Annotated in this window: 24 protein-coding genes and 1 pseudogene; 10 read left to right on the top strand and 15 right to left on the bottom strand. The window is 55.5% G+C overall.

Annotation, left to right across the window (positions count from 1 at the left end; translation table 11 throughout):
* Window positions 1-10: 10 nt before the first annotated feature.
* The 8 genes and pseudogenes from chbG to osmE form a co-directional block, all read right to left on the bottom strand.
* The gene (gene chbG, locus ABLV66_RS10380) at window positions 11-769 is read right to left on the bottom strand and encodes a chitin disaccharide deacetylase (RefSeq protein WP_047045065.1); all 759 of its coding nucleotides are present in this window, start codon (window positions 767-769) and stop codon (window positions 11-13) included.
* Window positions 770-781: 12 nt separating this feature from the next.
* A complete protein-coding gene (locus ABLV66_RS10375; RefSeq protein ID WP_045374759.1) occupies window positions 782-2,128 on the bottom strand; it encodes a 6-phospho-beta-glucosidase in 1,347 nt (448 codons plus the stop codon).
* Window positions 2,129-2,230: 102 nt separating this feature from the next.
* Complete coding sequence (gene chbR, locus ABLV66_RS10370) at window positions 2,231-3,055, bottom strand: transcriptional regulator ChbR (RefSeq protein ID WP_072251555.1); 825 nt, start codon at window positions 3,053-3,055, stop codon at window positions 2,231-2,233.
* A gap of 27 nt (window positions 3,056-3,082) precedes the next feature.
* Complete coding sequence (gene chbA, locus ABLV66_RS10365; RefSeq protein WP_015366185.1) at window positions 3,083-3,430, bottom strand: PTS N,N'-diacetylchitobiose transporter subunit IIA; 348 nt, start codon at window positions 3,428-3,430, stop codon at window positions 3,083-3,085.
* Window positions 3,431-3,482: 52 nt separating this feature from the next.
* The gene (gene chbC / locus ABLV66_RS10360) at window positions 3,483-4,841 is read right to left on the bottom strand and encodes a PTS N,N'-diacetylchitobiose transporter subunit IIC (protein ID WP_015366184.1); all 1,359 of its coding nucleotides are present in this window, start codon (window positions 4,839-4,841) and stop codon (window positions 3,483-3,485) included.
* Between the two features lie 11 nt (window positions 4,842-4,852).
* A pseudogene (locus ABLV66_RS10355) lies at window positions 4,853-4,918 on the bottom strand (hypothetical protein); the annotation flags it as partial.
* 70 nt (window positions 4,919-4,988) lie between these two features.
* Window positions 4,989-5,309 (bottom strand): PTS N,N'-diacetylchitobiose transporter subunit IIB, encoded by a 321-nt coding sequence (chbB, locus tag ABLV66_RS10350; protein ID WP_015366183.1) that lies wholly within the window; start codon window positions 5,307-5,309, stop codon window positions 4,989-4,991.
* Between the two features lie 275 nt (window positions 5,310-5,584).
* Complete coding sequence (gene osmE, locus ABLV66_RS10345) at window positions 5,585-5,923, bottom strand: osmotically-inducible lipoprotein OsmE (RefSeq protein ID WP_045393231.1); 339 nt, start codon at window positions 5,921-5,923, stop codon at window positions 5,585-5,587.
* A gap of 295 nt (window positions 5,924-6,218) precedes the next feature.
* Here osmE and nadE point away from each other — a divergent pair, with 295 nt between their 5' ends.
* Both nadE and cho read left to right on the top strand, forming a co-directional pair.
* A complete protein-coding gene (gene nadE / locus ABLV66_RS10340) occupies window positions 6,219-7,046 on the top strand; it encodes an NAD(+) synthase (protein ID WP_047077943.1) in 828 nt (275 codons plus the stop codon).
* A 101-nt stretch (window positions 7,047-7,147) separates the two neighbouring features.
* Window positions 7,148-8,008 (top strand): excinuclease Cho, encoded by an 861-nt coding sequence (gene cho / locus ABLV66_RS10335; protein WP_320482685.1) that lies wholly within the window; start codon window positions 7,148-7,150, stop codon window positions 8,006-8,008.
* A gap of 71 nt (window positions 8,009-8,079) precedes the next feature.
* On the opposite strand, the gene ABLV66_RS10330 is transcribed toward cho, so the two are convergent.
* From ABLV66_RS10330 to astC, 6 genes are all read right to left on the bottom strand, one after another.
* The gene (locus ABLV66_RS10330) at window positions 8,080-10,110 is read right to left on the bottom strand and encodes a DUF2207 domain-containing protein (protein WP_047045071.1); all 2,031 of its coding nucleotides are present in this window, start codon (window positions 10,108-10,110) and stop codon (window positions 8,080-8,082) included.
* A gap of 441 nt (window positions 10,111-10,551) precedes the next feature.
* Window positions 10,552-11,034 carry an ATP-independent periplasmic protein-refolding chaperone Spy gene (spy, locus tag ABLV66_RS10325; protein ID WP_045393240.1) on the bottom strand — a complete coding sequence of 161 codons (483 nt, stop codon included), beginning with the start codon at window positions 11,032-11,034 and terminating at the stop codon, window positions 10,552-10,554.
* 367 nt (window positions 11,035-11,401) lie between these two features.
* Window positions 11,402-12,364: a succinylglutamate desuccinylase gene (gene astE / locus ABLV66_RS10320; protein ID WP_047045078.1), complete on the bottom strand. Its 963-nt coding sequence runs from the start codon at window positions 12,362-12,364 to the stop codon at window positions 11,402-11,404.
* 73 nt (window positions 12,365-12,437) lie between these two features.
* Window positions 12,438-13,913 (bottom strand): succinylglutamate-semialdehyde dehydrogenase, encoded by a 1,476-nt coding sequence (gene astD / locus ABLV66_RS10315; RefSeq protein WP_047045082.1) that lies wholly within the window; start codon window positions 13,911-13,913, stop codon window positions 12,438-12,440.
* Window positions 13,910-14,944, bottom strand: a complete 1,035-nt coding sequence (gene astA / locus ABLV66_RS10310) for an arginine N-succinyltransferase (protein WP_032711851.1) — start codon at window positions 14,942-14,944, stop codon at window positions 13,910-13,912. Before astA ends, astD begins: the two co-directional genes overlap by 4 nt.
* The gene (astC, locus tag ABLV66_RS10305; protein ID WP_348876446.1) at window positions 14,941-16,161 is read right to left on the bottom strand and encodes a succinylornithine/acetylornithine transaminase; all 1,221 of its coding nucleotides are present in this window, start codon (window positions 16,159-16,161) and stop codon (window positions 14,941-14,943) included. The genes astA and astC overlap by 4 nt, the downstream gene beginning before the upstream one ends.
* Window positions 16,162-16,607: 446 nt before the next feature.
* Between astC and xthA the strand changes: the two genes are divergently transcribed.
* The 8 genes from xthA (at window position 16,608) to ABLV66_RS10265 (ending at window position 24,251) form a co-directional block, all read left to right on the top strand.
* On the top strand, window positions 16,608-17,414 hold the full coding sequence (gene xthA / locus ABLV66_RS10300; protein ID WP_315710841.1) for an exodeoxyribonuclease III: 807 nt from the start codon (window positions 16,608-16,610) through the stop codon (window positions 17,412-17,414).
* 239 nt (window positions 17,415-17,653) lie between these two features.
* The gene (locus tag ABLV66_RS10295; protein ID WP_161801924.1) at window positions 17,654-18,274 is read left to right on the top strand and encodes a TVP38/TMEM64 family protein; all 621 of its coding nucleotides are present in this window, start codon (window positions 17,654-17,656) and stop codon (window positions 18,272-18,274) included.
* A complete protein-coding gene (locus ABLV66_RS10290; RefSeq protein ID WP_063415179.1) occupies window positions 18,267-18,971 on the top strand; it encodes a TVP38/TMEM64 family protein in 705 nt (234 codons plus the stop codon). The genes ABLV66_RS10295 and ABLV66_RS10290 overlap by 8 nt, the downstream gene beginning before the upstream one ends.
* Window positions 18,968-19,531 (top strand): carboxymuconolactone decarboxylase family protein, encoded by a 564-nt coding sequence (locus tag ABLV66_RS10285; RefSeq protein ID WP_015366168.1) that lies wholly within the window; start codon window positions 18,968-18,970, stop codon window positions 19,529-19,531. The genes ABLV66_RS10290 and ABLV66_RS10285 overlap by 4 nt, the downstream gene beginning before the upstream one ends.
* Window positions 19,532-19,540: 9 nt before the next feature.
* A complete protein-coding gene (locus ABLV66_RS10280) occupies window positions 19,541-20,719 on the top strand; it encodes an ABC transporter substrate-binding protein (RefSeq protein WP_315710844.1) in 1,179 nt (392 codons plus the stop codon).
* Complete coding sequence (locus tag ABLV66_RS10275; RefSeq protein ID WP_348876448.1) at window positions 20,692-22,224, top strand: ABC transporter permease family protein; 1,533 nt, start codon at window positions 20,692-20,694, stop codon at window positions 22,222-22,224. Before ABLV66_RS10280 ends, ABLV66_RS10275 begins: the two co-directional genes overlap by 28 nt.
* The gene (locus ABLV66_RS10270; protein ID WP_047045092.1) at window positions 22,224-22,868 is read left to right on the top strand and encodes an ABC transporter ATP-binding protein; all 645 of its coding nucleotides are present in this window, start codon (window positions 22,224-22,226) and stop codon (window positions 22,866-22,868) included. Before ABLV66_RS10275 ends, ABLV66_RS10270 begins: the two co-directional genes overlap by 1 nt.
* A 75-nt stretch (window positions 22,869-22,943) precedes the next feature.
* Window positions 22,944-24,251, top strand: coding sequence for a sulfurtransferase (locus tag ABLV66_RS10265; RefSeq protein ID WP_348876449.1), 1,308 nt, complete (start codon window positions 22,944-22,946; stop codon window positions 24,249-24,251).
* A gap of 5 nt (window positions 24,252-24,256) precedes the next feature.
* On the opposite strand, the gene ABLV66_RS10260 is transcribed toward ABLV66_RS10265, so the two are convergent.
* On the bottom strand, window positions 24,257-24,889 hold the full coding sequence (locus ABLV66_RS10260; RefSeq protein ID WP_047045098.1) for a CDP-alcohol phosphatidyltransferase family protein: 633 nt from the start codon (window positions 24,887-24,889) through the stop codon (window positions 24,257-24,259).
* Window position 24,890 lies beyond the last annotated feature (1 nt).

Here is a 24,890-nt window from a genome sequence, read left to right as displayed (position 1 = left end):
TTTCCTCTCTTTATACGTCGCGATAGTTTCCGAGCCGGTAGCCGCGTTCCGCAATAGCGTACTTCAGTTCGCCGGACGTCAGCACGTCCAGTTCGGTCAGCCGCGGATAGCAGTAAGCGCTGCCCATAATGGTGTTATCGACAAATGCCGGATGACACATCACTTCCAGCGAGTTTTCCTGCCGTTCAAGTGAGGCATCCAGCGTCTGCAGGAACAGCGCTTGTGAAACCGCTTCACCGTAAAATTCGCTGCTGAAGCCATCGCTACTGCGAGCCGCATCCTGATCGAGGCCATTCAGCGCCGCCACCTGGCGGTCGATACGCAAAGCAACGCCCTTTTCGCGCGCAAAAGCGGCGACGATGGGGTAGATCTGCGCGATCATATGCACGTGGTGGTGGCTGTCGATATGGGTCGGTTCGCAACCAAACAGTTCGATAAAACGCCGATACTGACACTCCAGTTCGTGGGCGATCTCATCCAGCGGCAGGCTGTCTTCTTCCGCCATCTGCCAAATCCATTTGCCCAACCGCCCGTCGCGGGTTAACCCCGGCATCGCCGATAATGGCTCGCCCAGCGTCAACACAAAGTGCATCCCCACCGCCAGCTCGGGCAGGCTGCGACTCAATTGGGCGGCGTGGCCGATAGCCGCGCCGTTGACCAACGCCGTGGTCGACGTCACCAGTCCGTTCCTGCAGGCTTCGATAATACCGTAGTTCTGCCCTTTGCTCAGGCCATAATCATCGGCGTTAACGATCAATACGCGTTCCATCGGCCGCTCCCGTTACTGTTTCAGTTTTTCGATAGTGGCTGCAAAGTTCGGCAGCCACTTCTCATGGGCGAGGATCATCTCCCGCGCCAGCTGCTCGGCATCGCGATCCGAATGAATCAGCGGGCTTAAATTGAGCGCCAGCAGCACATCATTGAGCTCGCCGCTTATTGCCGCCTGGCTGGCCGCCACTTCAAAGCCTTTGATGGTATAAATCAGCCCCAGCACTTTTTCATCAAAATGCGTGATTCGCGGCGTGGGTTTCGCGCCATCGCGGCCCAGCGTACAGGTCATTTCTACCGCCCAGTCGGCCGGAATATTATCAACGTGGCCATGGTGCGGAATATTCACATAGTGCTCGGCCTGCTTATCATTGTAAATGGCGTTAATCACCTCGCAGGCGGCATCAGAGTAGTAAGCGCCGCCTCGCTGCTCAAGCTCCTTCGGCTTAATGTTCAGATCCGGATTTTTGTACAGTTCGAACAGCTGTTTTTCAACCTTCTGTACGACCTGAGCGCGCGCGCCGCCTTTGTAGTACTCGCCCATCTCAATCGCCAGCATCTCTTTCGGCTTGAAGTAATAAAGCAGATACGAGCAGGGGATCAGGCGCAGTGAGCGAATCAACCCTTCGCTAAACGGCAGGTCGAAGATGTTTTTCACCGAGTTCGCGGTCAGGCGGCCAGAAGCCACGCCGTCCAGCAGTTCATCGAAGCGCGACACGCCATTGACCAGCACATCGCGAACGAACACCAGGTGGTTAAGGCCGAACAGATCGATATTCAGTTCATCGCTCGGGCTCAGCTGCAGCACATCGGTAATAAACATCTTCATACCGATTGGAATGTTGCACACGCCGATAAAGCGTTTGAAATTGGTGTGGCGATATACCGCCTCGGTGACCATACCCGCCGGGTTGGTAAAGTTAATGATCCACGCATCGGGGCAAATTTCCTGCACATCTTTGACAATATCGAAAATCACCGGGATGGTACGCAGGCCTTTAAACAGACCGCCCGCACCGTTGGTTTCCTGGCCAAGATAGCCATGGCTTAGCGGGATACGTTCATCTTTTTCACGCGCTTTCAGCTGGCCAACGCGTAGCTGCGTGGTGACGAAATCCGCCCCTTCCAGCGCCGCGCGGCGATCCAGCGTTTTGTAGACTTTCATCGGCACGCCGGCTTTTTCTACCATCCGCTGGCACAGCGCATGGATGATATCGAGCTTCTCCTGCCCTTCTTCCACGTCCACCAGCCACAGTTCCGTTACCGGCAGCTCATGATAGCGTTTGAGGAAACCTTCCAGTAATTCCGGGGTATAGCTGCTGCCGCCGCCGATAGTCACGACTTTTAATTTCTGGCTCATATCTTTCTCCCTTAGGCGCTACGCGTAGACGTAGACCGCTCTCCGCATAAATGCGGACAGTTAACTTGAATGAATAAACCGCGCGGTAAATTCCGCTGCGAGTTAATTAATATTGGTCAGCTGTTTGCGATAACTGCTTGGCGTAAAGGAAGTCAGCTTTTTGAATGTTTTAATAAACAGACTTGGGCTGCTATATCCTGATTCATACGCAATATCAGTGACCGAATAGTTGGTAATTTCCAGCTGTTTTTTCGCGAAATTGATGCGGATATCATTAATGATCTGCATCGGCGTCTTACCATAATAGCGCTGGGTCGCCCGGGTTAAATATTCTTGCGTTTTCCCGGACAATTGCACCATATTTTCCAGCGCGCTTTCGCCAAATTTGTTTTTATCGTGCATATCCTCTACGGTATTTTTCAGCCAGTGAGGAATCACATCTTCAACGGGCTCTTCACGATAATGACGTAAGCGGTTAATGGTGTAAAACGAGACCAGTTCAATAAACTCGTCAAATTCAGTCTCGCGAAAATTCAGTGAAGCAATAACCGACTCGATATAACTGAGAAAGGCGCTTTGCACCGCATAGACCTGAGAGGCGACCAGACCGAACGGCAGCAGCGGCAGATAATGTTTCTCAAAGAAGCGTCTGCTGATGCCAACGTTAAGAATGCGCGTCGCACCAAACTCGTAAAAGCTCTGATGGTGCGACCCCATTGGGATAAAGACAAAGTCCCCGCGCTCCAGCAACACCCGCTTGCCATTAATTTCCTGATAATAGCGCCCGGTTAAAACGATAGTGAACTCGTAGTAATCATGCTGGTGAAGCCCGCTCACACTCTCCGTTTTGTTATAGATGACCACATGAAAGTTTTTCCCGTTGAAGAGCTGTTGTTCCCTGGCGGTACTGATCTCGGTGGTCATCATCTTCGGCTGCCTCATCGTTCGGATAGCCTATTGTACCTTCTCGTGCAGCTCGATCAATTCGGCCACCAGTTCACGGGCCAGCATTGAGGTCATCAGATGATCCTGCGCATGAACCAGCACCAGACTCACCTTCATCTTGCCCTCGCCTTCATCGCTTTCAATAAGCTGGGTCTGGACGCGATGCGCTTCGCTCAGCGCCATCCGCGATTGCTCCATCATCGATTTCGCGGCGGCAAAATCCCCCTGCTTCGCCTGCTTCAGCGCCGCATAGGCCAGGCTACGCGCCTGTCCGGAGTTGATAATCAGCCCCATCACCACCTCTTCGAGGTCATTTTCCGGGGTTTCTACCGCGTCGATGTTATCCAGATCAAACATAATATTTCCCTCGTTTCTCAGGCGGTACGGGAAGAGCCCGTACCGCTCGACATCAGAATTTCAGTGCGTTAGCAATATCTTCTTCGCTTTCTTCCTGCTCGATGGTGCTCTGCGCTTTGTTCGACAGGATGACGAACGGCAGGTACACGGCAGTAGCGACACAAAGGTTGAAGAGCGCGACCAGCAGGGCAGCAACGCTACCGTTACTGTTAAAGAAAGCGCCCAAACCGGTTGGCATCGTCCACGGGGCCAGGTTGGTCACCGGTGGGATAATGCCCAGGCTATAAGCGGCCAGCGTAATCGCGGCCAGAATCGGTTGGACCAGAACGAACGGGATGAACATGACCGGGTTCATGATGATCGGCAGACCGAACAGAATCGGTTCGTTAATCTGGAAGATGCCTGACGGCAGCGCCAGCTTAGCGACCTGACGATGATCGGCGCGGCGAGAAGCGATGAAGATGGCGATAATCAGACCCAGCGTCGCACCGGAACCACCCAGCAGGATGTAGGAGTCGAGCATCGGCTTCGCCCAGAAATGGAACTGTTTGCCGGCTTCGATGGCCGCGTCGACAGAACCATACTGGTTATACAGCGCGATGTTTTCCAGCGCCCACGGCGTCATAATGCCGTTATCCAGCGCGGTCAGCGCCAGCGAACCGTGCACCCCGAAGAACCACAGCAGGGAGTTAAAGATTACGTACGCCCAGCCAACGACGCTGCCCATCGCCGCCAGCGGCGTGGAGATGGAGTCCATGATGATCTGATGGAAGTTGCTGCCGTAGTTTGACAGAATCCACGAAATAATGCCGAAGACCGACAAAATCAGGAAGCCCGGGATCAGCGCCGAGAAGGAACGCGATACCGATGACGGCACGCTATCCGGCAGTTTAATGACCCAGTTGCGACGAATGACAAAGGTGAATAGTTCCGCCACCACCAGGCCGATAATCATCCCGGAGATAATGTTCTGCCCGCCGAGCCAGTTGGCGCCAACGGCGTAGGCTTCACCCACGCTATAAGGCGTGACGGTCATAAAGGCAGCGACCGCCAGCAGACCGGCAGCCATGGGGTCGACTTTACGCTCTTCGGCCAGCGCGGCGCCGATAAAGAACGGCGCCATCAGCGACATAATGCCCAACGTACCGTTATAGACATTACCGCCGATGGCTTTAAAGCCGTTTAAGGTTTCAATGGTGGAGGCATCCAGGCGAATCCCCATTGAATAAAAGAAAGAACCTTCACCAAAGCTCAGAAAAACGTTGTTGATTAATACGAACATGGCCCCGGCGAGGGTCAGCGGCATTAATTTAATAAAGCCGTTTTTAATCGCATTAATGTGCGGTTGCTTTCCTATTTTAACAGCAAAAGGAAGGAGTACCTTTTCAAGCGAATCGATCACTTTACTCATAGTCAATACCCTTAAAAGCCGCAATAAAATATTACGGCGATGATGTATGAAATTACTCTTTGACGGGAAAATAAACTGTTGAATATAGTGGCGGCTAGTATTAATTAACTACCAGACGCCAGAATATCGCGAGTTTAAAAAATAAAATTATTGTGCAGCAGCTTTCTTAATGGCCGCGACGGCCGCTTTCAATACACCTAAGCCATCAACTTTACCGTACAGAATGGAGTCAATGACCTCTACCGGCTTGTTCGGCAGCAAACGTTGGATTTCCGGCAGCATATACGCAATTTGTGGCCCTAATAATACGACATCAGCTTCCGGCCCTTTTTCACCGGCCAGCGTTTCAGGATACGCTTCAATAATTACCGGGACTTCATATTTTTCTGCCTGGGCACGCATTTTGGAGACCAGTAGTGAAGTGGACATGCCAGCCGAGCAGAACAGATAGATATGTTTCTTTTCCATGAACGCTTCCTCAATTTGTAGGACCTGGGCCTCAGCAATGACTGAGAGCCGGTAAGACTGGTAACTTTCGGTTAGTTTTGTTTATGCATTGAGTATACGGCAACATTTGGCGGCAGGATAATTCCCTGTTGAACAGAATTGTCTCTCATTGACCTCGCGTTTTGACTACCCTCACATTTCCCCCAAATAATTCGCGCAATTAAATAAGCATTAGCCGCCATAAAAAAGCCCGACCAATGGTCGGGCTTTCGTAGCTCTCAGCTTGTGACGCGTAGTTATTTGCTGTTACGCGGATCGGTGTCGTACTCGGCGCAGGTCTGGTAGCCGGAGTTCATCACGTGACCGGTCTCGTCCAGCGCGACGAAGTAGGTTTCAATTTTACCATCCCGTTGACCCAGGATATAAGTCTGGCAAGTTCCGCGTGCGTGGATCATGGTGACTTCAGATGACGGTTTACCGGCAATCTGCATAACCTGGCTGCGGGTCATGCCTTTTTTGACATCCTTAACAACTGGCTGTGTGAACTGGTCTTTGGTGCGGTCATAGGCCGTACACCCCGCCAGCATGGTTAATACTGCCGCTGCGCCCATCAATCCTGCTAATTTTTTGTTCATATTCCGTCCTCATTATGTAATCGGCGTGTTTTAAGCCTGGAATAAAAAGCGTTATTTTTCAAGCCAAACGTCGAATTCATGTAAATTCAGAACTTTTCTGGTAACCAGATATGTGCAAAAAAACAGCGGCGCAGCGCACTCTACTTCCAACTACCTTCCGCACCATAATTAAATGCTATGCCATTGGTTGCCTTCTTTTCGGTCAGTCAGCGGTACCAGCCTTGTCGTTTCAGCAGCAAAGAGGTAGTTTTAGACCATGCTGGTTGCCATACAGGCTCACTTTCCGGAGGGCGTAATGACGCTTCAACAACAAATTATTCAGGCGCTGGGCGCGAAGCCGCAGATTGATGTCGAAGGCGAAATTCGCCGCAGCGTGGATTTCCTGAAATCCTATCTGCAGACCTACCCGTTCATTAAATCACTGGTGCTCGGCATTAGCGGCGGCCAGGATTCGACCCTTACCGGCAAACTATGCCAGATGGCGATCGATGAGCTGCGTGCCGAAAACGGCGATCGCAGCCTGCAATTTATCGCCGTGCGCCTGCCTTATGGCGTCCAGGCCGATGAGCAGGATTGCCAGGATGCCATCGAATTTATCCAGCCCGACCGCGTGCTGACCGTCAATATTAAAGGCGCGGTGCTGGCCAGCGAGCAGGCGTTGCGAGAAGCGGGTATTGAGCTGAGCGATTTTGTTCGCGGCAACGAGAAAGCCCGTGAGCGAATGAAAGCCCAATACAGTATCGCCGGCATGACCAAAGGCGTGGTCGTGGGAACAGATCATGCCGCAGAAGCGATCACCGGCTTCTTTACCAAATACGGCGATGGCGGTACCGACATTAATCCTATCTTCCGTCTCAATAAACGTCAGGGCAAACAGCTACTGGCGCAGTTGGGCTGTCCTGAGCACCTTTATATGAAGCAGCCGACCGCCGACCTCGAAGATGACCGCCCTTCTCTGCCGGATGAAGTCGCGCTGGGCGTGACCTACGAAAACATTGATGACTATCTGGAAGGTAAAACCCTGGACGAGAACATCGCCAAAACCATCGAAGGCTGGTATCTGAAAACCGAGCATAAGCGCCGCCCGCCGATTACCGTCTTCGACGATTTCTGGAAGAAGTAACTACTCCCCTGCACCCCGGCCAGCGCCGGGGTTATTTTTTGTTCTTTTCGCCGTAAAACTCGCCTGCTATACTGGATACATAAACAGTATCAGGAGTTGTTGTGGCCAGAAAACAATCTGCCCCGCGTCTGGAATTTGAAGCGGCGGCAATCTATGAGTACCCCGAACACTTACGTCCATGGCTTGAGGCCTTGCCAAAGCTGCCAGGGGTGTATCAGTTCCATGGGGAAAGCGAGACGCTGCCGCTTTATATCGGTAAGAGCGTGAATATCCGCAGCCGGGTGCTGTCGCATTTGCGTACCGCTGATGAAGCCTCCATGCTGCGCCAGTCGCGACGCATCAGCTGGCAGCGGACCGCCGGGGAATTAGGCGCGCTGTTACTTGAAGCGCGGTTAATTAAAGAACAGCAGCCGCTGTTTAATAAACGACTGCGGCGTAATAAGCAGCTCTGCTCCTGGCTGCTGGAGGCGGGTAAACCGCAAGTTGTGTATGCGCGAGAAGTCGATTTCTCCCATCAGCAGCACCTGTACGGCCTGTTCGCTAACCGCCGCGCGGCATTACAGGCGCTGCAAACCATCGCCGATGAGCACCGTCTGTGTTACGGCATTCTGGGGCTGGAACCGCTGAGTCGCGGGCGCGCCTGTTTTCGTTCCGCGCTGGGGCGCTGCGCCGGCGCCTGCTGCGGTAGAGAGCGCGTCGAAGATCATAACCAGCGGCTGCTGGCGCAGATGAGTAAGCTTCAGCTGGTGTGCTGGCCGTGGGCGGGTCCGGTGGCGCTGGAGGAGCGCGGTCCGGATATGGTCCAGTACCACATCATTCATAACTGGCTGTGGCTGGGCGCGGTGGATTCGCTGACGCAAGCTGCTGAACTCACCGCACTGCCAGCCGGTTTCGATCACGATGGCTACAAGATCCTTTGTAAGCCTTTGCTTAGCGGTGAGTATCAGCTGCATTCATTTTAAAGCGTTAATTTGCGCCGGGTTCTGGCGCAAAGTAACTCCGGCAAACCTAACGGCCGTAGATCATAGCTTTACTACCAGCCGCCGCCGCCACCGTCATCTCCCCCAGAGCTACTATCGGAAAAACCACTATCGCTGGAGCCATAACTACTGTCAGGCAAATCCTGTGAAACAGCTCCAGAGTCAGGTTTAGCAGCAGCCATTGAACAAGCATGACAGCACTCGCAAAATTGAGTTATGTCGTTCCACTCAATACCAGCGAATAATTGCGAGTTCATATCGTGGTCTCTAAGGTAGTCTGCGAATGTCTCCATCCATTCTTTACCTAAGCCGAGCGCTACCGCCACGGGCAACAGCGTTTCGAAATGCGACATGATTTGAGCAGGCGGGTATCGATAGTGTAGATTTTCTTTTTGTGCTGACGCCAGATACAGTTTCACCCCTTTAGCAACGGCGAGTTCATTCAAGCCGCGCTGGGTATAGCGCGGCGTTCGCCAACTTACAAATACGAGAAATGCAAATGCCATCGCCATACCACCAAGGTATCCAGCCGGGAGCTGATTAACCGGTTGCATAAACATGAGAACGTAGCCTCCCCACGTCGTCAAGGAACCAAAAATTAATCCTAAAACAAGAGGAACTGGCCCCCAAAAACGCCACATGTCACGGCGATGACATAAAAATCTCGCCAGGAAAAACCAGATTGCCCCTCCTACCAGCCATAAGAAAAGCACCGGAATAGTGATAAGCGCAATGCGAAAATCCACCCAAATAGCGCAAACTGCAGGCATCAAAAGCGACAGGTAAATACAATGCCTGAGGGGTGGCCCCCACTTACGAAAAAGCCTCTCACGCTGCGCATCATAATATTTTTCCTGATTTCGACGCGCCTTATGTAGTGAGGGTTGATGCCCTGTACAAAGAGGAAGATTTTTTCGCTTTCCACTAAAAATCTGACTAACAAGCGCTTTGTCAGCACGATCCAGACGGCTGTTTCCTGCGGTGTTTAATAGCGAGAGCCGTAGTATTACACCGGCCTTCCTCAGAGCATCCCGTTTTCCACTTACTAACGCGACCGCCCTCTTGGTCACTAATCCAAGCACATCGCTACTGAAAGCAATATCATCATAGTCACGGCGGATAAGAAAACGCAGATAGCCCGGAGTCATACCATTTGGTACATGATCAAGCGAGAAAATAGCCGGCATCTTTAAGCCGGTTTGAATGACATTTTTTTGCCACCAGCAATAGTAATAGCCAATCATTAGCAATAATGGCAGCCATATCACCAGGGTTTCGGGTGTAGGTATCAACAAATGTACTAATGGCGCAACGGCCTTCGGCTGGGGAGCGTTAGCCAGTACCGCTTGCGGCCAGCTATAGACAACCGTTAGACCCTCACCTTTTGCCATAGAGCGTATAGTACGGACACTGCCGTCTGGTAATATGGTCGCTGCAGATCGCTTCGACCCGACCATTACGGAAAACGCTTCAATGGAGTGTAACCGGCGATCTTTTGCTTGAGCGTTCAGATTTTCACTTGCGTTCGGAAGCTGCAGACGAAAACTGGCCCTACTGATAGGCCAGGGCCAGCTACTCCCGGTAACATTCCAGTAAAGCTCATCTTTGCCATGAGATCGGCTGAAATGATTACTCACTTTATAGCGTATTTGATAATGATAGATACCGGGCCTGAGGATATGTCCAGCGCTGCCAATACGCACAATCACTGCTTGCGGTTGTTGATCAAGCTGAAAAAGCTCTGGAACGCCGTTTAGTAATACTGACATTACCGTATAGTTGGCACGGAATATTCTACCATCACGTCGCTCCCAAATATCAGGCAACGTTCGGAAAATGCCCTGGCGGATCCTTCCACGCATAGCTAAAACGCTTATATTCTCCTGGACTTCCATGCTCCCATCGGGATTAAAGCTGGCCAGAACGTCAAATGAAAGGATATGCTCAAAAGAAGGTATTGCTGTGGTTGAGAACTGTCGCGGCTTTTTTACATCCCCAATACCATCGGCGGCGAAAGCCATATAATTCATTAAAAACAATAGGACAGTAAGTAGTTGCGATAACTTAAGGAGTAATTTCGTCATGACATCACTCCGGATGCACGACTAATAGCAAGCCTGGTACCACCGCCCGAAGCTCTTTGGGCTCTATAGCAAGCCGTCGCCCTGTTCCCTTTTGCCAACGATAAAAATAAAAAGAGATGATGGCGATTAGCGCCAAAACATTCCACTCAATTAAAACCGGTTGACTCCCAGCAGATACCATTCAGCAACCCCATTCTTACATAAATATATATAAACATTTGATATTAAATATAAATATTCTTCGAGAGGGGATATTAGCGTGCATCAACAGGGGAGATAAACCGTATCTTTATAAATGTATTCCGATAATGGCGAGCAACTCGCAGAAACAGACGAGCAGGCTGAACGCAACGGGATTAAACGTAAAAAACCGCCGGCCCTGCCCAAAGCCTTACTGGCAATGATTGGGCAAGACCGGCGGTCTTCATTCTTCGCGCTGAGTTACTCAGCAGGTACAGGCATTTTACCTTCCGGCGCTTTACGTTCTGTCAGATGCTTCTCAAAATTCGCATTGAACTGTTTTTTCTGTTCCGGCGTCAGGATGTTGTAAATCTTGTTCTGGGTTTCCATGCGGGAAAGCATCATCTCTTTATGCTGCGCTTCCATTTTGTCGATCTGCGCGCTGGCTTTCGCTTTGTCGAAAGTATCGCTGGCGATCAGATCGTGCATGGCACGACGTTCGTCAAGGGACGGACGTTTCATGTTCTGGCGTTGGCTTTTCATGATGTCACGAACCTGCTGTTTTTGCGCATCGGTCAGGTTCAGATCTTTGAACATCATATCGTGATGACCCGGCATACCTTTATGGTGCATCATCGGTTTGCTATCGGTTTGGGTGGTAGCGGTGGTATCGGCCGCGTGAGCCAGGTTAGCAGCACCCAGAGCCAGAGTAGAGGCAACAAACAGAGCAGTAATCTTCTTCATGGTTATGTCCTTACTATCAGTTATTCTGACGGCGCATTGCCGTGTTGACGAGATTAACTTTACGCGCTTTATCGTCAATTAGTCAGTGCAAGCGTAAAACAATGAAAGTGTAAAAAACATTTTCTCACCAATTGTGGAGAAAATAAGGAAAATGAGGAGGGATATGCAACAAAAAATAAATAACAGGCTGTTTTATAAGGAAACTATGAAGATTATAAAACAGTGGAGATTAAAAAAAAAGCATTTAACCAGGAATAATCCGCAAACCATGCCAATGGCACAAATAAATAAGATCGGTGCGCAGCCATATTTCACTCGATATTCACAACCGCGAACAACAACGGCTGTGAATAGTTAAGAAAGGAAATTACAACCGTTCCAGCATCAGCCCAGCCCGTAGCCCTGGCGCTACGCCGGGGTTGGGAAACAGCACGTACTCCTGCGCCTTTTCGACGACATAGCGCGTTTCGCCATCCTCAGCCAACAGCGTCCCGGCGCTGAACGGTGTAAAATTGAGCGTCTCCCCCGACATATGCAACTGGAACTGGTCGCTGTGGCGGGTGATCTGCTGCACCACCCGGTAGCGCAGCGGCGCAGTCGTTTCTTCCACCGCCAAATCGCCCACCAACAGCCTGCTTAACGCCCGCTGCGTCGCTGAGAACTGGGTTAAATCGTTGTCGCCAAAAGGCAGCGCTTTGCCCAACTCCAGCGTACAGGCCAGCGCGGCAAAACGTTCGCAGCTAAAGTGGGTAAAGGTTCCCGCCGGTTGTTGATGGAACACCAGCGCCTCCAGCCCGGCCGCGCCAAGCCAGCTGAGAAAATCTTCGCCCCACGGCTCCTCGCGTGCCGGCAACACGCCAAAGCGCGGATGCAGCGAGCCGCGAATAGCGGTATGCATATCCAGGTGCCAGCGCACGCCATGGCTATCGCTAAAAAAACGCGTCACAGCGCTTTCCAACTGCCGCGCCCGCACCGTTTCACCACTGGGCGCGAACTTGCGCCAGCGTTCGCCGAACATGCGGTTCATATCGCTATCGAGATAGCGTTTATTTTGCCGCAGCGCCGGCGGGTTGCCGAATATCACCAACACACGCCAGCGCAGCGGGAGTTCGCCGCTAAACAACTGCTGAAGCAAAGCGTTGACTATCTCCACCGGCGCGGTTTCATTGCCGTGAATACCGCAGGAGAGCACCAGTGAACGTTCGCAGCGCGCATGCGGGGTCAGCAGCAGGATGCCGCAATCGATCCAGTGCCAACGAAAATGGGCGGTTTCGCCATGAAAATGATGCGGCCAGCGCCCCGCCAGAGTTAGTGCCAGAAAGTCGTCCACGACGCCTCCTTTATTACTGAAACGGATCGAGGAAAACTCGCAGGGCCGAGAATCCCGGCCCCGCGAACTTTCATCAACTTGCCTGCGATGAAAAATCCAGCCCCGGACTGAGCGTCTCCGGTAGCGTCAGTTCGGCGGATTCCAGGCTGGCCATCGGCCAGGCGCAATAATCGGCGGCGTACCAGGCGCCTGGACGATGATTTCCCGAGGCGCCGGTTCCGCCAAACGGCGCGGTACTGGCAGCACCGGTGAGCGGCTTGTTCCAGTTGACGATCCCGGCGCGGGCCTCCAGCAACAGGCGCTCGAACTTATCGCGCTCGGCGGAAATCAACCCACAGGAGAGACCAAACCGGGTGGCGTTAGCCATCGCGATCGCTTGCTCGAAATCGTCATAGCGCCACACGCACAACAGCGGGCCAAAAACTTCTTCATCCGCCACCTGCTGCACGTTGCTCATGTCGATGATCCCCGGTGTCAGCAGCGAGGTACCGTCGCGCAGCAGGCGCGGCTCCAGTAACGTCTGTCCGCCGCTCGCCACGTGCCCAAGCCAGGCCTGATGCACCTTTTGCGCGGCCTGCGGCGATACCAGTCCGCCCAGGAACGGCTGCGGCTGCGCATCCCACTCGTCGGGAATAAGACGTTGTGACACCGTCACTAAACGCTGTAAAAACGCATCGCCCGTCGCGCCGCGCTTCACCAACAGACGGCGCGCGCAGGTGCAGCGCTGCCCGGCGGTGATAAACGCCGACTGGATTGTCAGGTGGACCGCAGCGTCAATATCCTGCGGTTCGTCAACAATCAGCGGGTTGTTACCGCCCATTTCGAGGGCGAGGATTTTTTGCGGCTGCCCGGCCAGTTGACGGTGCAGTTGGAAGCCGGTCGCGGAACTGCCGGTGAACAAGAGACCGTCGATATCCACCTGCCCGCTCAGCGCCTCGCCGGTCTCCCGGCCGCCCTGCAGTAGATTCACGACTCCAGCGGGTAAGCCCGCCTCCGCCCACAGCTTAACCACCACTTCGCCGCTTTGCGGCGTAAGCTCACTGGGTTTAAAGACGATGGTATTACCGGCGAGTAGCGCCGGTACAATATGTCCGTTGGGTAAATGGCCCGGGAAATTATAAGGCCCGAACACTGCCAGTACCCCGTGGGGACGGTGGCGCAGGGTGGCGGCGCCGTCGGCCATCGCCGTCTCGCTCTCGCCGGTGCGGCTATGATAGGCGCGCACCGAGATCGCCACCTTATTTATCATGGCGGTAATTTCCGTGGCCGCCTCCCAGCGCGGTTTACCGGTCTCGGCGGCAATAATCGCCGTCAGCTGGCTTTTGTTCGCTTCCAGCAGCGCCGCAAACTTCTCGACGATCGCCTGACGCGCGCTAAATGGCAGGCGGGCCCAGGCGGGAAAAGCCTGACGCGCGGCGCTAACCGCCTGCGCGACCTGCCCGGCGTCGGCGTCATTCCCCTGCCACAGCAGCGCCTGGTTGACCGGGTTATATTTACTGCGCTGCGGGCCGCGCCCGTTTTGCCATTCGCCGTTAATCCATAAACTCATGATGCTTTCTCCTCGGGGATCAGGCGGACCATCCGTACGCGGTCGCCTGGGTGGCATTTCAGCGTATCCAGCTCACGCGCGCTCAGCAGCAACGTTTCGCTATCCGGGTCGGCATGGACCAGGATGGCGCGGAACTGCTGATACTGCTCGTTGGTGACCAGACACTGCGGCCACTCTCCCGGCGCAGGTTGCCCTTCCTCCACCGTCAGCAGGCGGCTTTTGCGTATCGCCCGCACCCGGTCAATTTCGCACTCCAGCGTCGGGCCGCCGTCAAAAATGTCGATGTAGTTGTTAAAACGGAAGCCTTCTTTTTCCAGTACCGCACGCGCAGGCGCCGTTTGCGGATGAACCTGGCCGATGACCGCCCGCGCTTCATCGGAGAGAAAGTCGATATATAACGGATGTTTTGGCATTAATGCGGCGATAAACGCTTTTTTACCGGTGCCGGAGAGATAGTCGGCGCGGGAAAATTCTATCGCGAAGAAGCGCTTGCCAAGGCTTTCCCAGAACGGCGAATAACCATGCTCATCAATCACGCCGCGCATCTCGGCGACCACTTTGTCATTAAAGTGGTCGCGGAAACCGGCCATAAACAGCAGTCGCGATTTCGACAACAGGTAGCCGTTGCCCTCTTTACGCCATGCCGGATCGAGAAACAGCGTGCAGAGTTCGCTACAGCCGGTGTGATCGTTGCTAAGGAACAGCGTCGGCAGCGCGTGATAAACATTGAGCTCTTTTGAAGCATGTACCTGGGTGCCGACCCGATAGTTGTACCAGGGATCGTTGAGGCCAACGGCGACTTCAATCGCGCAGATCCCAACAACCGCGCCGCTGACGCTATCTTCCAGCACAAAGACATAGCCCTGTTCGCTTTTCGGCAGTTCGCCGCGCCAGGTCCGCTGGGAGCGTTCAATGCGGGCAGCCAGAGTGGGTTCGTCCGCCGGCAGCGACGTCAGGCCGCCGCCGGTTTCTCCCGCCAGGGCCATCAGCCCCGGCAAATCGGCTTTTTCAACCGGTCGGATCACCATCATGATGAAACTCCCGCAAGGAAGTGACGGCAGGCCAGCTCAAAGCGATCGAGACCGGTGTTAACCTCTTCCTCGCTCACGTTAAGGGCCGGGGCGAAGCGAACGACGTTTGCCCCGGCTATCAATACCATCAGCCCGTCTTCCGCCGCCTGGGTACTAATGGCTTTTGCTTTTCCGGCATATTCGTCGTTCAGTACGCAGCCAATCAGCAGCCCCAGTCCGCGAATTTCCTTGAACAGGCCGTATCTGGCGTTAATCGCGCTCAGGCGTTCGCTAAACCACTGATGACGCTGTTTAACGCCGTTCAAAAGCGTCGGGGTATTGACGATAGACAGCAGTTCCCCGGCAACAGCAGTGGCGAGTGGGTTACCGCCGTAGGTCGTACCATGAGTGCCGACGGTCATCACGCTGGCGCATTTCTCCGTCGCCAACAGCGCGCCGATCGGGAAGCCGCCGCCCAGCGCTTTCGCCGTCGACAGGACATCCGGCGTCACCCCGTAGTGCATATAGGCATACAATTCGCCGGTACGCCCGACGCCGGTTTGTACCTCATCAAAAATCAGCAGCGCGTTGTGCTGGTCACACAATTCGCGCAGGCCGCGCAAAAATTCCGCTTTCGCCGGCACCACGCCGCCCTCGCCCTGCATCGGCTCGACGATTACCGCGCAGGTGTCGTCATTAATCAGCGCGCGCGCCGAGTCGAGGTCGTTATAGGTAGCATGCTGGATCTGCGGCGGCAGCGGCGCAAAATCCTGCGAATAGGAAGGCTGACCGCCGGCGGAGACGGTGAACAACGTGCGCCCGTGGAAAGCGTTTTTGAAGGCGACAATGCCGCTTTTGTGGCTGCCGTAATGATCGTGGGCGTATTTACGCGCCAGTTTCAGCGCCGCTTCGTTGGCTTCGGCGCCGGAGTTACAGAAGAAAACGCGGTCGGCAAAGGTGGCGTCGATCAGCTGTTTGGCAAGGCGCAGCGCCGGTTCATTGGTGTAACCGTTACCGGTATGCCAGAATTTTCCCGCCTGCTCGGTCAGCGCTTTTACTAGCTGTGGGTTAGCGTGTCCCAGCGCATTCACCGCGATACCGCCGGCAAAATCGATATACTCTTTCCCCTGCTGATCCCATAACCGTGAACCTTCGCCGCGTACCGGAATAAAAGCCGCCGGCGCATATACCGGCATCATCCATTGATCAAAATTGCTACGCGTAATTGACTTAGACATATCGACCTCTTCCGGTAAATTAAAAGTAAGAACAATGTTAAAATTTATGAGTTATTACGCTGTAAATGTAGATTGCACGCATCGTGCCAGCCAGAGGCAAAAATGCATAAATTGAGCTCAATCACGTGATATCAACGAGTTACAGGCACTAATTATTCAACAAAAATGCATATCTAGTGAATAATTATCAGGTATACGGCGCTGGATAGTGGAAAAAGACGATAAGTTATGCAGCGATAAGATATAATTCTGTAATTGTGATCCTCTACGAAATTTATCGTAGATATCTGCGCTTTTTTGGCGCGACATGCGCCAAAACGGTGCATAATTTGTGCGATTCGCTCGCCAACCGCAGTAATCGGTAGAATTAACCACCTGCCGGCAGCCACCATGATGAAATTCTGCTAACATCCTTGCACTATTCACCTTGCACAGTGGCAGCGACTATGAAATTCATCTCTTTTAATATCAACGGCCTGCGTGCCCGCCCCCATCAACTGGCCGCCATCGTCGATAAACATCAGCCCGATGTTATCGGTCTCCAGGAAACCAAAGTTCACGACGATATGTTTCCTCTCGAAGAGGTGGCGAAGCTGGGCTACAACGTCTTTTACCATGGGCAAAAAGGCCATTACGGCGTGGCGCTGCTGACCAAAGAGACTCCGATAGCCGTGCGTCGCGGCTTCCCGGGCGACGGCGAAGATGCGCAGCGTCGCATCATCATGGCGGAAATCCCCTCACCGTTTGGCAATGTCACGGTAATTAACGGCTATTTCCCGCAGGGTGAAAGCCGCGACCACGAGACCAAGTTCCCGGCAAAGGCGGCGTTTTATCAGAATCTGCAGAACTACCTCGATACCGAGCTGAACAAAGAAAATCCGGTGCTTATCATGGGCGATATGAATATTAGCCCTACCGACCTTGATATCGGCATCGGCGAAGAGAACCGCAAGCGCTGGCTGCGCACGGGTAAATGTTCGTTCCTGCCAGAAGAGCGTGAATGGATGGATCGTCTGCTGGGCTGGGGCCTGGTCGATACCTGGCGTCACGCCAACCCGGATAATAATGAGCGCTTCTCATGGTTCGATTACCGCTCTAAAGGTTTTGATGACAACCGCGGTCTGCGTATCGACCTTCTTCTGGCAAGCTCGCCGCTGGCCCAGCGCTGCGTCGAAACCGGCATCGATTACGACATCCGCGGCATGGAAAAACCCTCCGATCATGCGCCGGTATGGGCAACCTTTAAATCATAATTCTTCTCCGGGGCTCCGGCGCGGAGCCCCGCTATCCTGAGCAAAATCAATAAAGTGAACGGTATACATTGTCGCTAACGGCAATTTACTATACTGTCGCGCGCACCCGGCGTTTCCTGCCGGGCAAAACGAAGACAGGAGACCCCTCATGCAAAAGAAGCCGTTACCAGGCACGCTATAAACTGCTGTTTGCCGTACTCCTGTTTGCCCTGCTGGCATGGCTTGTTCATCACGCCGGGCTGACGAGACTGTTCAGCCACCTTCACGATCTTCAATTACTTATTCTGCACAGCGGTAGCGCAGGTTATGCGCTTTATATCCTGCTGTTTATCATCGCCACCTTGTGCCTGATGCCCGGCAGCGCGTTGGTCATCGTCGGCGGTATGATATTCGGCCCCTGGTTGGGCACGTTACTGTCGCTTATCGCCGCGACTGTCGCCTCATCGCTGTCGTTCCTGCTGGCCCGCTGGCTGGGGCGCGAAGCGCTGCAGCGCTATTGTGGTCACCATGCCGTTTTTCAGGCGTTCGAGCGCGGTATTGCCCGCAGCGGCTGCGATTTTCTGATTTTCACCAGGCTGGTGCCGCTGTTCCCTTATAATCTGCAGAACTATGCCTATGGACTGACGGCGATCCCCTTCTGGTCCTTTACGTTTATCTCCACCATCGCCACCCTGCCGGGATTGTTTATTTATACTTTTATGGCCAGCGAACTGGCCCGCGATGGCATCACCCCGGCCTTTATTGGCAAACTCAGCATCGCCGGCCTGGCGCTATTTGTATTAACTCAGGCCGCCAGGCGTTATGGCCGCTATAAACGCATTAGTGTCGCAACATCCGCGGTAGGCGATGAAAATGGATAACAGAAAACGGCTGTGGCTCTCACGCGGCGCTATCGTCCTGCTGGCGCTGGCAGCACTCGTCGGCTGGTGGTTAATACCGGGCGTACGCTCCTTTCTGCAACATAGCCTTAGCGCGTTTGCCACCCTCGATCAGCAGGCGCTGGAGCGTTTTATTGACGCTTATGGTCCGCTGGCAGCCCTGGTCTCTTTCGGTCTGATGATCCTGCAGGCAATTGTCGCGCCGCTGCCGGCGTTTTTGATAACTTTTGCCAACGCTTCGCTGTTCGGCGCACTGTGGGGCGGCGTATTGTCATGGGTCAGCGCGATGGCTGGCGCGGCGCTGTGCTTTTTTATTGCCCGCGTACTGGGCCGTGAAGTGGTAGAAAAACTGACCGGCAAGGCGGTATTACAGAGCGTAGATGGCTTTTTTAGTCGTTACGGCAAGCACACCATCCTGGTTTGCCGCCTGCTGCCCTTCGTCCCTTTCGATCCGGTGAGCTATGCCGCTGGGCTAACCTCAATCCGCTTTCGCCATTTTATGTTTGCCACCGGCGTCGGCCAATTACCGGCGACTATCGTCTACTCGTGGGCCGGAAGCCTGCTGACGGGGGGGCGGTTCTGGCTGCTCAGCGGCTTATCTATTTTGTTCGCTTTGGCTATCGTAGTCGCGATAGCCAGGGCGCAATACGTTGCGCATCACAATAGGAAATCGCCATGAATCTACCGCCGTTAACGTCGATTCCATTGATCCTGCGCCCGCAGGCATGGCTACACCGTCGCCATTATGGCGCGGTGCTCAGCCCTATCCGCTGGTGGGGTCGCATCCCGCTGGCGTTTTATCTGGTTTCGATGTTTGTCGGATATCTGGAGCGCCGGCGCTCGCCGCTCGATCCGCTGCTACGCTCGTTGGTGAGCGCCCGTATCGCCCAACTGTGTCACTGTGAATTTTGCATTGATATCACCAGCATGAAACTGGCGCAGCGCGCCGGCGGCAGCGAAAAACTATTGGCGGTTAACGACTGGCGCAATAGCGGATTATTCAGCGATAGCGAACGGTTGGCGCTGGAATATGCCGAAGCGGCGAGCATGACGCCGCCCGCCGTCGATGACGCGCTGCGCGCCCGGCTGGCGCAGCAGTTCGATGCTCAGGCGTTAACCGAGCTAACCGCGCTGATCGGCCTGCAAAATTTATCCGCGCGCTTTAATTCCGCGCTGGCGATTCCGGCGCAGGGCCTGTGCCAAATCCCGAAGCCCGATGTTTCCGACACTCATCCCTAAGGAGTCAATATGCGCAGTCTGCGTTATTGTTTAATTTGGCTTGCCGCGCTGCTGCTGGCCCCGACTCTCGCCAACGCCGACGAGAGCTGGCAGAGCATCAGCCAGCAGGCGCGTGGCCAGACGGTGTGGTTCAACGCCTGGGGCGGCGATCCGGCGGTTAACCGCTACCTCGACTGGGTCAGCGCCGAGGTTAAACGTGATTACGCCGTCGATCTGCGTATTGTACATATCGCCGATGCCGCCGATGCGGTTAAGCGTATTCAGACCGAGGCGCGTGCCGGTCGTTCCCGCGGCGGTTCAATCGATTTATTGTGGGTTAATGGCGAGAATTTCCGCACGTTGAAGCAGGCGAATTTACTGCGCAGCGGCTGGGCTGAAAAGCTGCCTAACTGGCGCTACGTCGATACGCGAAAACCGGTTCGGGAAGATTTCTCCCTCGCCACCGATGGCGCGGAGTCCCCGTGGGGTGGCGCGCAGCTGACCTTTATCGCTCGCCGCTCGCAGCTGTCTGCCCCCCTGGACAGCGCACAGGCGCTACTGGCGTTCGCCACAGCGCATCCAGGCAGCGTCACCTATCCGCGGCCGCCGGATTTTACCGGCACCGCTTTCCTTGAGCAGTTGCTGATCTCGCTAACCGATCGACCGGATGCCCTGCGCCAGCCGCCGCAGGCGGCCAGTTTCGCCGCGGTGACCGCGCCGCTATGGGACTATCTCGCCAGGCTACACCCGCTGCTCTGGCGCCAGGGTCGCGATTTTCCGCTGTCACCGGCGCGGATGGACGCGATGCTGTCGCAAGGCACGCTACAACTATCACTCACTTTCAATCCGCTGCATGCGCAGCAAAAAGCCGCCAGCGGCGAACTTCCGCAAGACAGTTATAGCTTCGGTTTTAAACAAGGGATGCTCGGCAACGTGCATTTTGTCGCTATCCCCGCCAACGCCCGCGCTACGGCAGGCGCACATGTGGTTGCCAACTTCCTGCTATCGCCGCAGGCTCAGCTACGCAAAGCCGATCCGCAAATCTGGGGCGATCCCAGCGTACTCGATCCCGAAAAACTCAACGACGCCCAGCGCGCCGCATTGTACGCCGTGCAACCGAAAGCGACGCCGCCGATGCTGGCTGAACCGCACGCCGCCTGGGTTGACGCGCTGGAGCAGGAATGGTTGCGCCGCTACGGTACCCACTAATTGCGCTGACGTGGGGAGCGATAGCGCTTGTCTATCTCCCTCTGCTTCCCGCCGCCGCGCTGATGGCGGTACCTGCCGTCGACGCCGCGGCCTGGCGGGCGCTATTAAGCGATCCGCAGTTGCCGCAGGCGCTGGCGGCGACGCTAGCTTCTACGCTGCTGGCGGTGGGCGGCGCGCTGTTCATCACCCTGACGGTGATTGGCGCGTTATGGCCAGCCGCCGGCTGGCAGCGCCTTGCGAGAAGATTACCGCTGCTGCTGGCGGTACCCCATGTCGCTTTCGCCACGGCCGCCCTGCTGCTATTTGCCGAAGGCGGCTGGCTGTATCGTCTGTTTCCCGCGTTGAGCCCACCGGCCGATCGCTACGGTATCGGTCTGGGCCTGACGATGGCGGTCAAAGAGAGCGCCTTTTTACTGTGGGTGGCGTATGGCGTACTGGGTGAAAAACAGCTGGCGGCCCACACCGTAGTCATGAAAACCCTCGGCTACAACTGCTGGCAATGTCTGCAGTGGATTATTGTGCCGGCGCTGCTGCCATCGATGAGCCTTGTTCTGCTGGCCACCGTTGCCTGGAGTCTGTCGGCGGTGGATGTCGCTTTAGTGATCGGTCCGGGAAATCCGCCAACGCTGGCGGTACTGGCGTGGCAGTGGCTTAATCAGGGCGATCCGTTGCAACAGGCGAAAGGCGCGTTGGCCAGCCTGCTGTTGTTGGCGTTCACGTTAATCTTCGCGGCCATAGCATCGATAGGCTGGCGCCGTTGGCGGCAAACTATTCCCGCACTATGCGGCAAGCGCGCCGCCCCCGCCAACGCTGCGACCGGACGTATTCTGGCGCAGGTGGTACCCGCCTGCGGTCTGGTTTGCGCATTGTTATTGGCTGGCATTTCGCAATGGACGCAGCCAACGGCTGAGGCGATCGGTAACAGCCTCTGGCTGGCATTGGGCGCAGCGATACTGGGAGCCGCGCTGTGTCTGCTGTGGCTGGAGTTCGGTCCCGCCAGATATAACGGACTCTGGCTGCCATTAATCATCCCGACGCTGCCGCTTGCCGATGGTCAATATCAATTAGCACTCGTGGGCTGGCTCGACGGTCAATTGATGACGGTATTATGGGGGCATCTGTTATGGGTCGTGCCATGGATGCTGTTTATCCTCTCCCCGGCGTGGCGCAATCTTGATCCACGGTTGTTATTAATTGCCCGTACGCTTGGCTGGCGGCGCGGCCGCCTGTTTTGGTGGGTCAAACTGCCGTCAATGGCGCGACCGCTGCTCACCGCGCTGGCGGTCGGGTTTTCGGTGAGTATCGCGCAGTATCTGCCGACCGTGTGGCTCGGCGGCGGACGGACGCCGACGTTGACCAGCGAAGCGGTAGCGCTGAGCAGCGGCGGCGACAGCACGCGGCTTGCCGCACAAGCGCTGTGGCAATTGCTGCTACCGGCGATCTGCTTTATGGTTACTGCGCTGATGGCCTGGTTTATGGGCCGTCGTCGCCGGGGATTACGCTAATGCTAACCGTTAACGACCTGACATTAACCCTCCACCGCCAACCGCTGTTGTGTGGAGTCAATTTTTCTGTCGCTCCCGGCGAAGTGTTGACCCTGATGGGCCCTTCCGGCAGCGGTAAATCAACCCTTTTTGCCTGGATGATCGGCGCGCTTGCCGACACCTTTCGCGCTGAAGGTGAATTATGGCTCAACGAACGCCGCTGCGACGGGCTCGCCACCGAAGCGCGGCGCATTGGCATCCTGTTTCAGGATGCGCTACTGTTTGACCACTTCAGCGTGGGGCACAATTTACAGCTCGCCCTGCCTGCGGAGATCCGCGGCGCGGCGCGGCGGGCCGAAGTCGAGCACGCGCTGGCGCGCGCCGGTATGCCGGGCTTCGCCTCGCGCGATCCGGCCACGCTCTCCGGCGGACAGCGCGCGCGCGTCAGCCTGCTGCGCGCCCTGCTGGCGAGGCCGCAAGCGCTGCTGCTGGATGAGCCTTTTAATCGCCTGGACGCAGAACGCCGCGCCGATTTTCGCCAGTGGGTATTTGCGGAAATTGACCGGCTGGCAATCCCGGCGGTGCTGGTGACTCACGACAGCCAGGATCTCCCGCCGGGCGGACGCTATATTAATATCGCCGCCTGGCAGGCAAATTCCGTCTAACCTGCGTTATCGCAAAGAAATTCCCTTATCAGGAGCAGAGAATGAGCCCTCCTCTTTCTACCGTCGGGCATTTCGATGAAACGTGTTTCTCAATTGACCGCACTCGCCCTGCTCATGGGGCTTGCTGCTTCCTCTTCTTTCGCCGCTGATACCATGCCAACGCTGGACTTTTCAACGCTGCAACAGCGGCACGGCGTGGCGATAGACACCCGCCTCAGCGCTTTCTATAACGGTTGGCCGCAAAGCGCCAACGGGCCACAGGGCCATGAACCTAAGGCGCTAAACCTCTCCGCTACCTGGCTTGGCGCAATGAGCGACGAACAACTGCGCGCATGGGCTACTCAGCACCAGCTGCAGGCCGATACGCCAATCGCGTTATATGGCGGCGCCGAGGATAACGCCAGAGTTGCGGCGCGGCTGAAAGAAGCCGGATTCACGAAGCTCAGCACGCTTAGCGACGCCTTCAGTCAGAGCGAGCGCCTGCAGAAGCTGCCGCACTTTGAGCTGCTGGTGTATCCGCAGTGGATCCACGATTTACAGCAAGGTAAAACCGTTACCGCCGCCCCGCAAGGCGACTGGAAACTGTTTGAAGTGGCCTGGGGCGCGCCGAAATTTTATCTGCTGAATCACATTCCCGGCGCCGGTTATATCGATACCAATGAAGTGGAAAGCGAGCCGCTGTGGAACAAAGTGTCCGATGAACAGCTAAAAGCGATGCTGGCTAAACACGGTATTCGCCATGACACCACGGTGATTCTGTACGGCCGCGACGTCTACGCCGCCGCGCGCGTCGCGCAGATCATGCTGTATGCCGGGGTGAAAGATGTACGCCTGCTCGACGGCGGTTGGAAAAGCTGGTCCGACGCGAATCTGCCGGTCGAACGCGGTATGCCAGCCGCAGAAAAAGCGGCGGCGGATTTCGGCGCGCCGATCCCCGGTCAGCCGCAGTTAATGCTCAATACCGAACAGGCGCGCGGGTTACTACACCGCCAGGATGCTTCGCTGGTCAGCGTCCGCTCGTGGCCGGAATTTATCGGCACCACCAGCGGCTACAGCTACATCAAGCCGAAGGGCGATATTGCCGGCGCGCGCTGGGGCCATGCCGGCAGCGATTCCACCCATATGGAAGACTTCCATAATCCGGACGGCACGATGCGCAGCGCCGACGATATCGCGGCGATGTGGAAACAGTGGAACATTCTGCCCAACCAGCAGGTCTCGTTTTACTGTGGCACAGGCTGGCGCGCCTCAGAGACCTTCATGTACGCCAGAGCGATGGGCTGGAAAAACGTCTCCGTTTACGACGGCGGCTGGTACGAATGGAGCGGTAATCCGCAAAATCCGGTAGCCACCGGCGAACGCGGCCCGGACAGCAGCAAATAATCCGGCTACTGAGGGAGGTTCTGGCTTTGCGCCTCCCTCAGCGTCAGGTAGCCGCTCCAGATACGGGTGAAGGTCGTCAGCCAGCATAGCGCGCCGAAGCACCACGCCAGCCAGGTGAAGTGCGCCGGAAACAGGCAACACAGTACAAATAGCAGGATCGTCTCCGTTCCTTCCGTCAACCCGCCAAGATAATAAAATGATTTATGCGCATAGCCCGGATTGGCAATTTGATGCTTTGCCGCAAGGGTCGCAAACGCCAGGAAGCTGCTGCCGGTGCCGATAAACGCAAACAGCAGCCAGCCGCCCGCCAGCGCATTTTGCGCCGGGTCGGCGACAATAAAACCGAACGGCACCAGCGCGTAAAACAAAAAATCGAGCGAAATATCCAAAAACCCGCCGGCATCGCTGAGGCCACGCCGCCGCGCCAGCGCGCCATCCAGGCCATCCAGCAACCGGTTGAGCAAAATGGCCGCCAGCGCGGCGCCGTACCAGCCGAGCGCCAGAAACGGCAGGGCCAGCACGCCGATAGCAAAACCGAAAAGCGTCAGGCCGTCAGGGGAGATCCCTGGGCGATCGAGCACGCGGGCGATGGCATTCAGTACGGGCTTCAATCGGGGGTGCAGGCGGCTATCAAGCACG

This window comes from Klebsiella sp. CN_Kp073, from assembly GCF_040065495.2.
GTDB lineage: Bacteria > Pseudomonadota > Gammaproteobacteria > Enterobacterales > Enterobacteriaceae > Klebsiella > Klebsiella aerogenes.
This window is presented reverse-complemented; position numbering and strand designations above follow the sequence as displayed.

Excerpts from the sequence above, each read along its gene's own strand:
- chbG (WP_047045065.1), bottom strand. The coding sequence starts at position 769 with ATGGAACGCGTATTGATCGTTAACGCCGATGATTATGGCCTGAGCAAA.
- ABLV66_RS10375 (WP_045374759.1), bottom strand. The coding sequence starts at position 2,128 with ATGAGCCAGAAATTAAAAGTCGTGACTATCGGCGGCGGCAGCAGCTAT.
- chbR (WP_072251555.1), bottom strand. The coding sequence starts at position 3,055 with ATGATGACCACCGAGATCAGTACCGCCAGGGAACAACAGCTCTTCAAC.
- chbA (WP_015366185.1), bottom strand. The coding sequence starts at position 3,430 with ATGTTTGATCTGGATAACATCGACGCGGTAGAAACCCCGGAAAATGAC.
- chbC (WP_015366184.1), bottom strand. The coding sequence starts at position 4,841 with ATGAGTAAAGTGATCGATTCGCTTGAAAAGGTACTCCTTCCTTTTGCT.
- chbB (WP_015366183.1), bottom strand. The coding sequence starts at position 5,309 with ATGGAAAAGAAACATATCTATCTGTTCTGCTCGGCTGGCATGTCCACT.
- osmE (WP_045393231.1), bottom strand. The coding sequence starts at position 5,923 with ATGAACAAAAAATTAGCAGGATTGATGGGCGCAGCGGCAGTATTAACC.
- nadE (WP_047077943.1), top strand. The coding sequence starts at position 6,219 with ATGACGCTTCAACAACAAATTATTCAGGCGCTGGGCGCGAAGCCGCAG.
- ABLV66_RS10330 (WP_047045071.1), bottom strand. The coding sequence starts at position 10,110 with ATGACGAAATTACTCCTTAAGTTATCGCAACTACTTACTGTCCTATTG.
- spy (WP_045393240.1), bottom strand. The coding sequence starts at position 11,034 with ATGAAGAAGATTACTGCTCTGTTTGTTGCCTCTACTCTGGCTCTGGGT.
- astD (WP_047045082.1), bottom strand. The coding sequence starts at position 13,913 with ATGAGTTTATGGATTAACGGCGAATGGCAAAACGGGCGCGGCCCGCAG.
- astA (WP_032711851.1), bottom strand. The coding sequence starts at position 14,944 with ATGATGGTGATCCGACCGGTTGAAAAAGCCGATTTGCCGGGGCTGATG.
- astC (WP_348876446.1), bottom strand. The coding sequence starts at position 16,161 with ATGTCTAAGTCAATTACGCGTAGCAATTTTGATCAATGGATGATGCCG.
- xthA (WP_315710841.1), top strand. The coding sequence starts at position 16,608 with ATGAAATTCATCTCTTTTAATATCAACGGCCTGCGTGCCCGCCCCCAT.
- ABLV66_RS10290 (WP_063415179.1), top strand. The coding sequence starts at position 18,267 with ATGGATAACAGAAAACGGCTGTGGCTCTCACGCGGCGCTATCGTCCTG.
- ABLV66_RS10285 (WP_015366168.1), top strand. The coding sequence starts at position 18,968 with ATGAATCTACCGCCGTTAACGTCGATTCCATTGATCCTGCGCCCGCAG.
- ABLV66_RS10280 (WP_315710844.1), top strand. The coding sequence starts at position 19,541 with ATGCGCAGTCTGCGTTATTGTTTAATTTGGCTTGCCGCGCTGCTGCTG.
- ABLV66_RS10275 (WP_348876448.1), top strand. The coding sequence starts at position 20,692 with ATGGTTGCGCCGCTACGGTACCCACTAATTGCGCTGACGTGGGGAGCG.
- ABLV66_RS10270 (WP_047045092.1), top strand. The coding sequence starts at position 22,224 with ATGCTAACCGTTAACGACCTGACATTAACCCTCCACCGCCAACCGCTG.
- ABLV66_RS10265 (WP_348876449.1), top strand. The coding sequence starts at position 22,944 with ATGAAACGTGTTTCTCAATTGACCGCACTCGCCCTGCTCATGGGGCTT.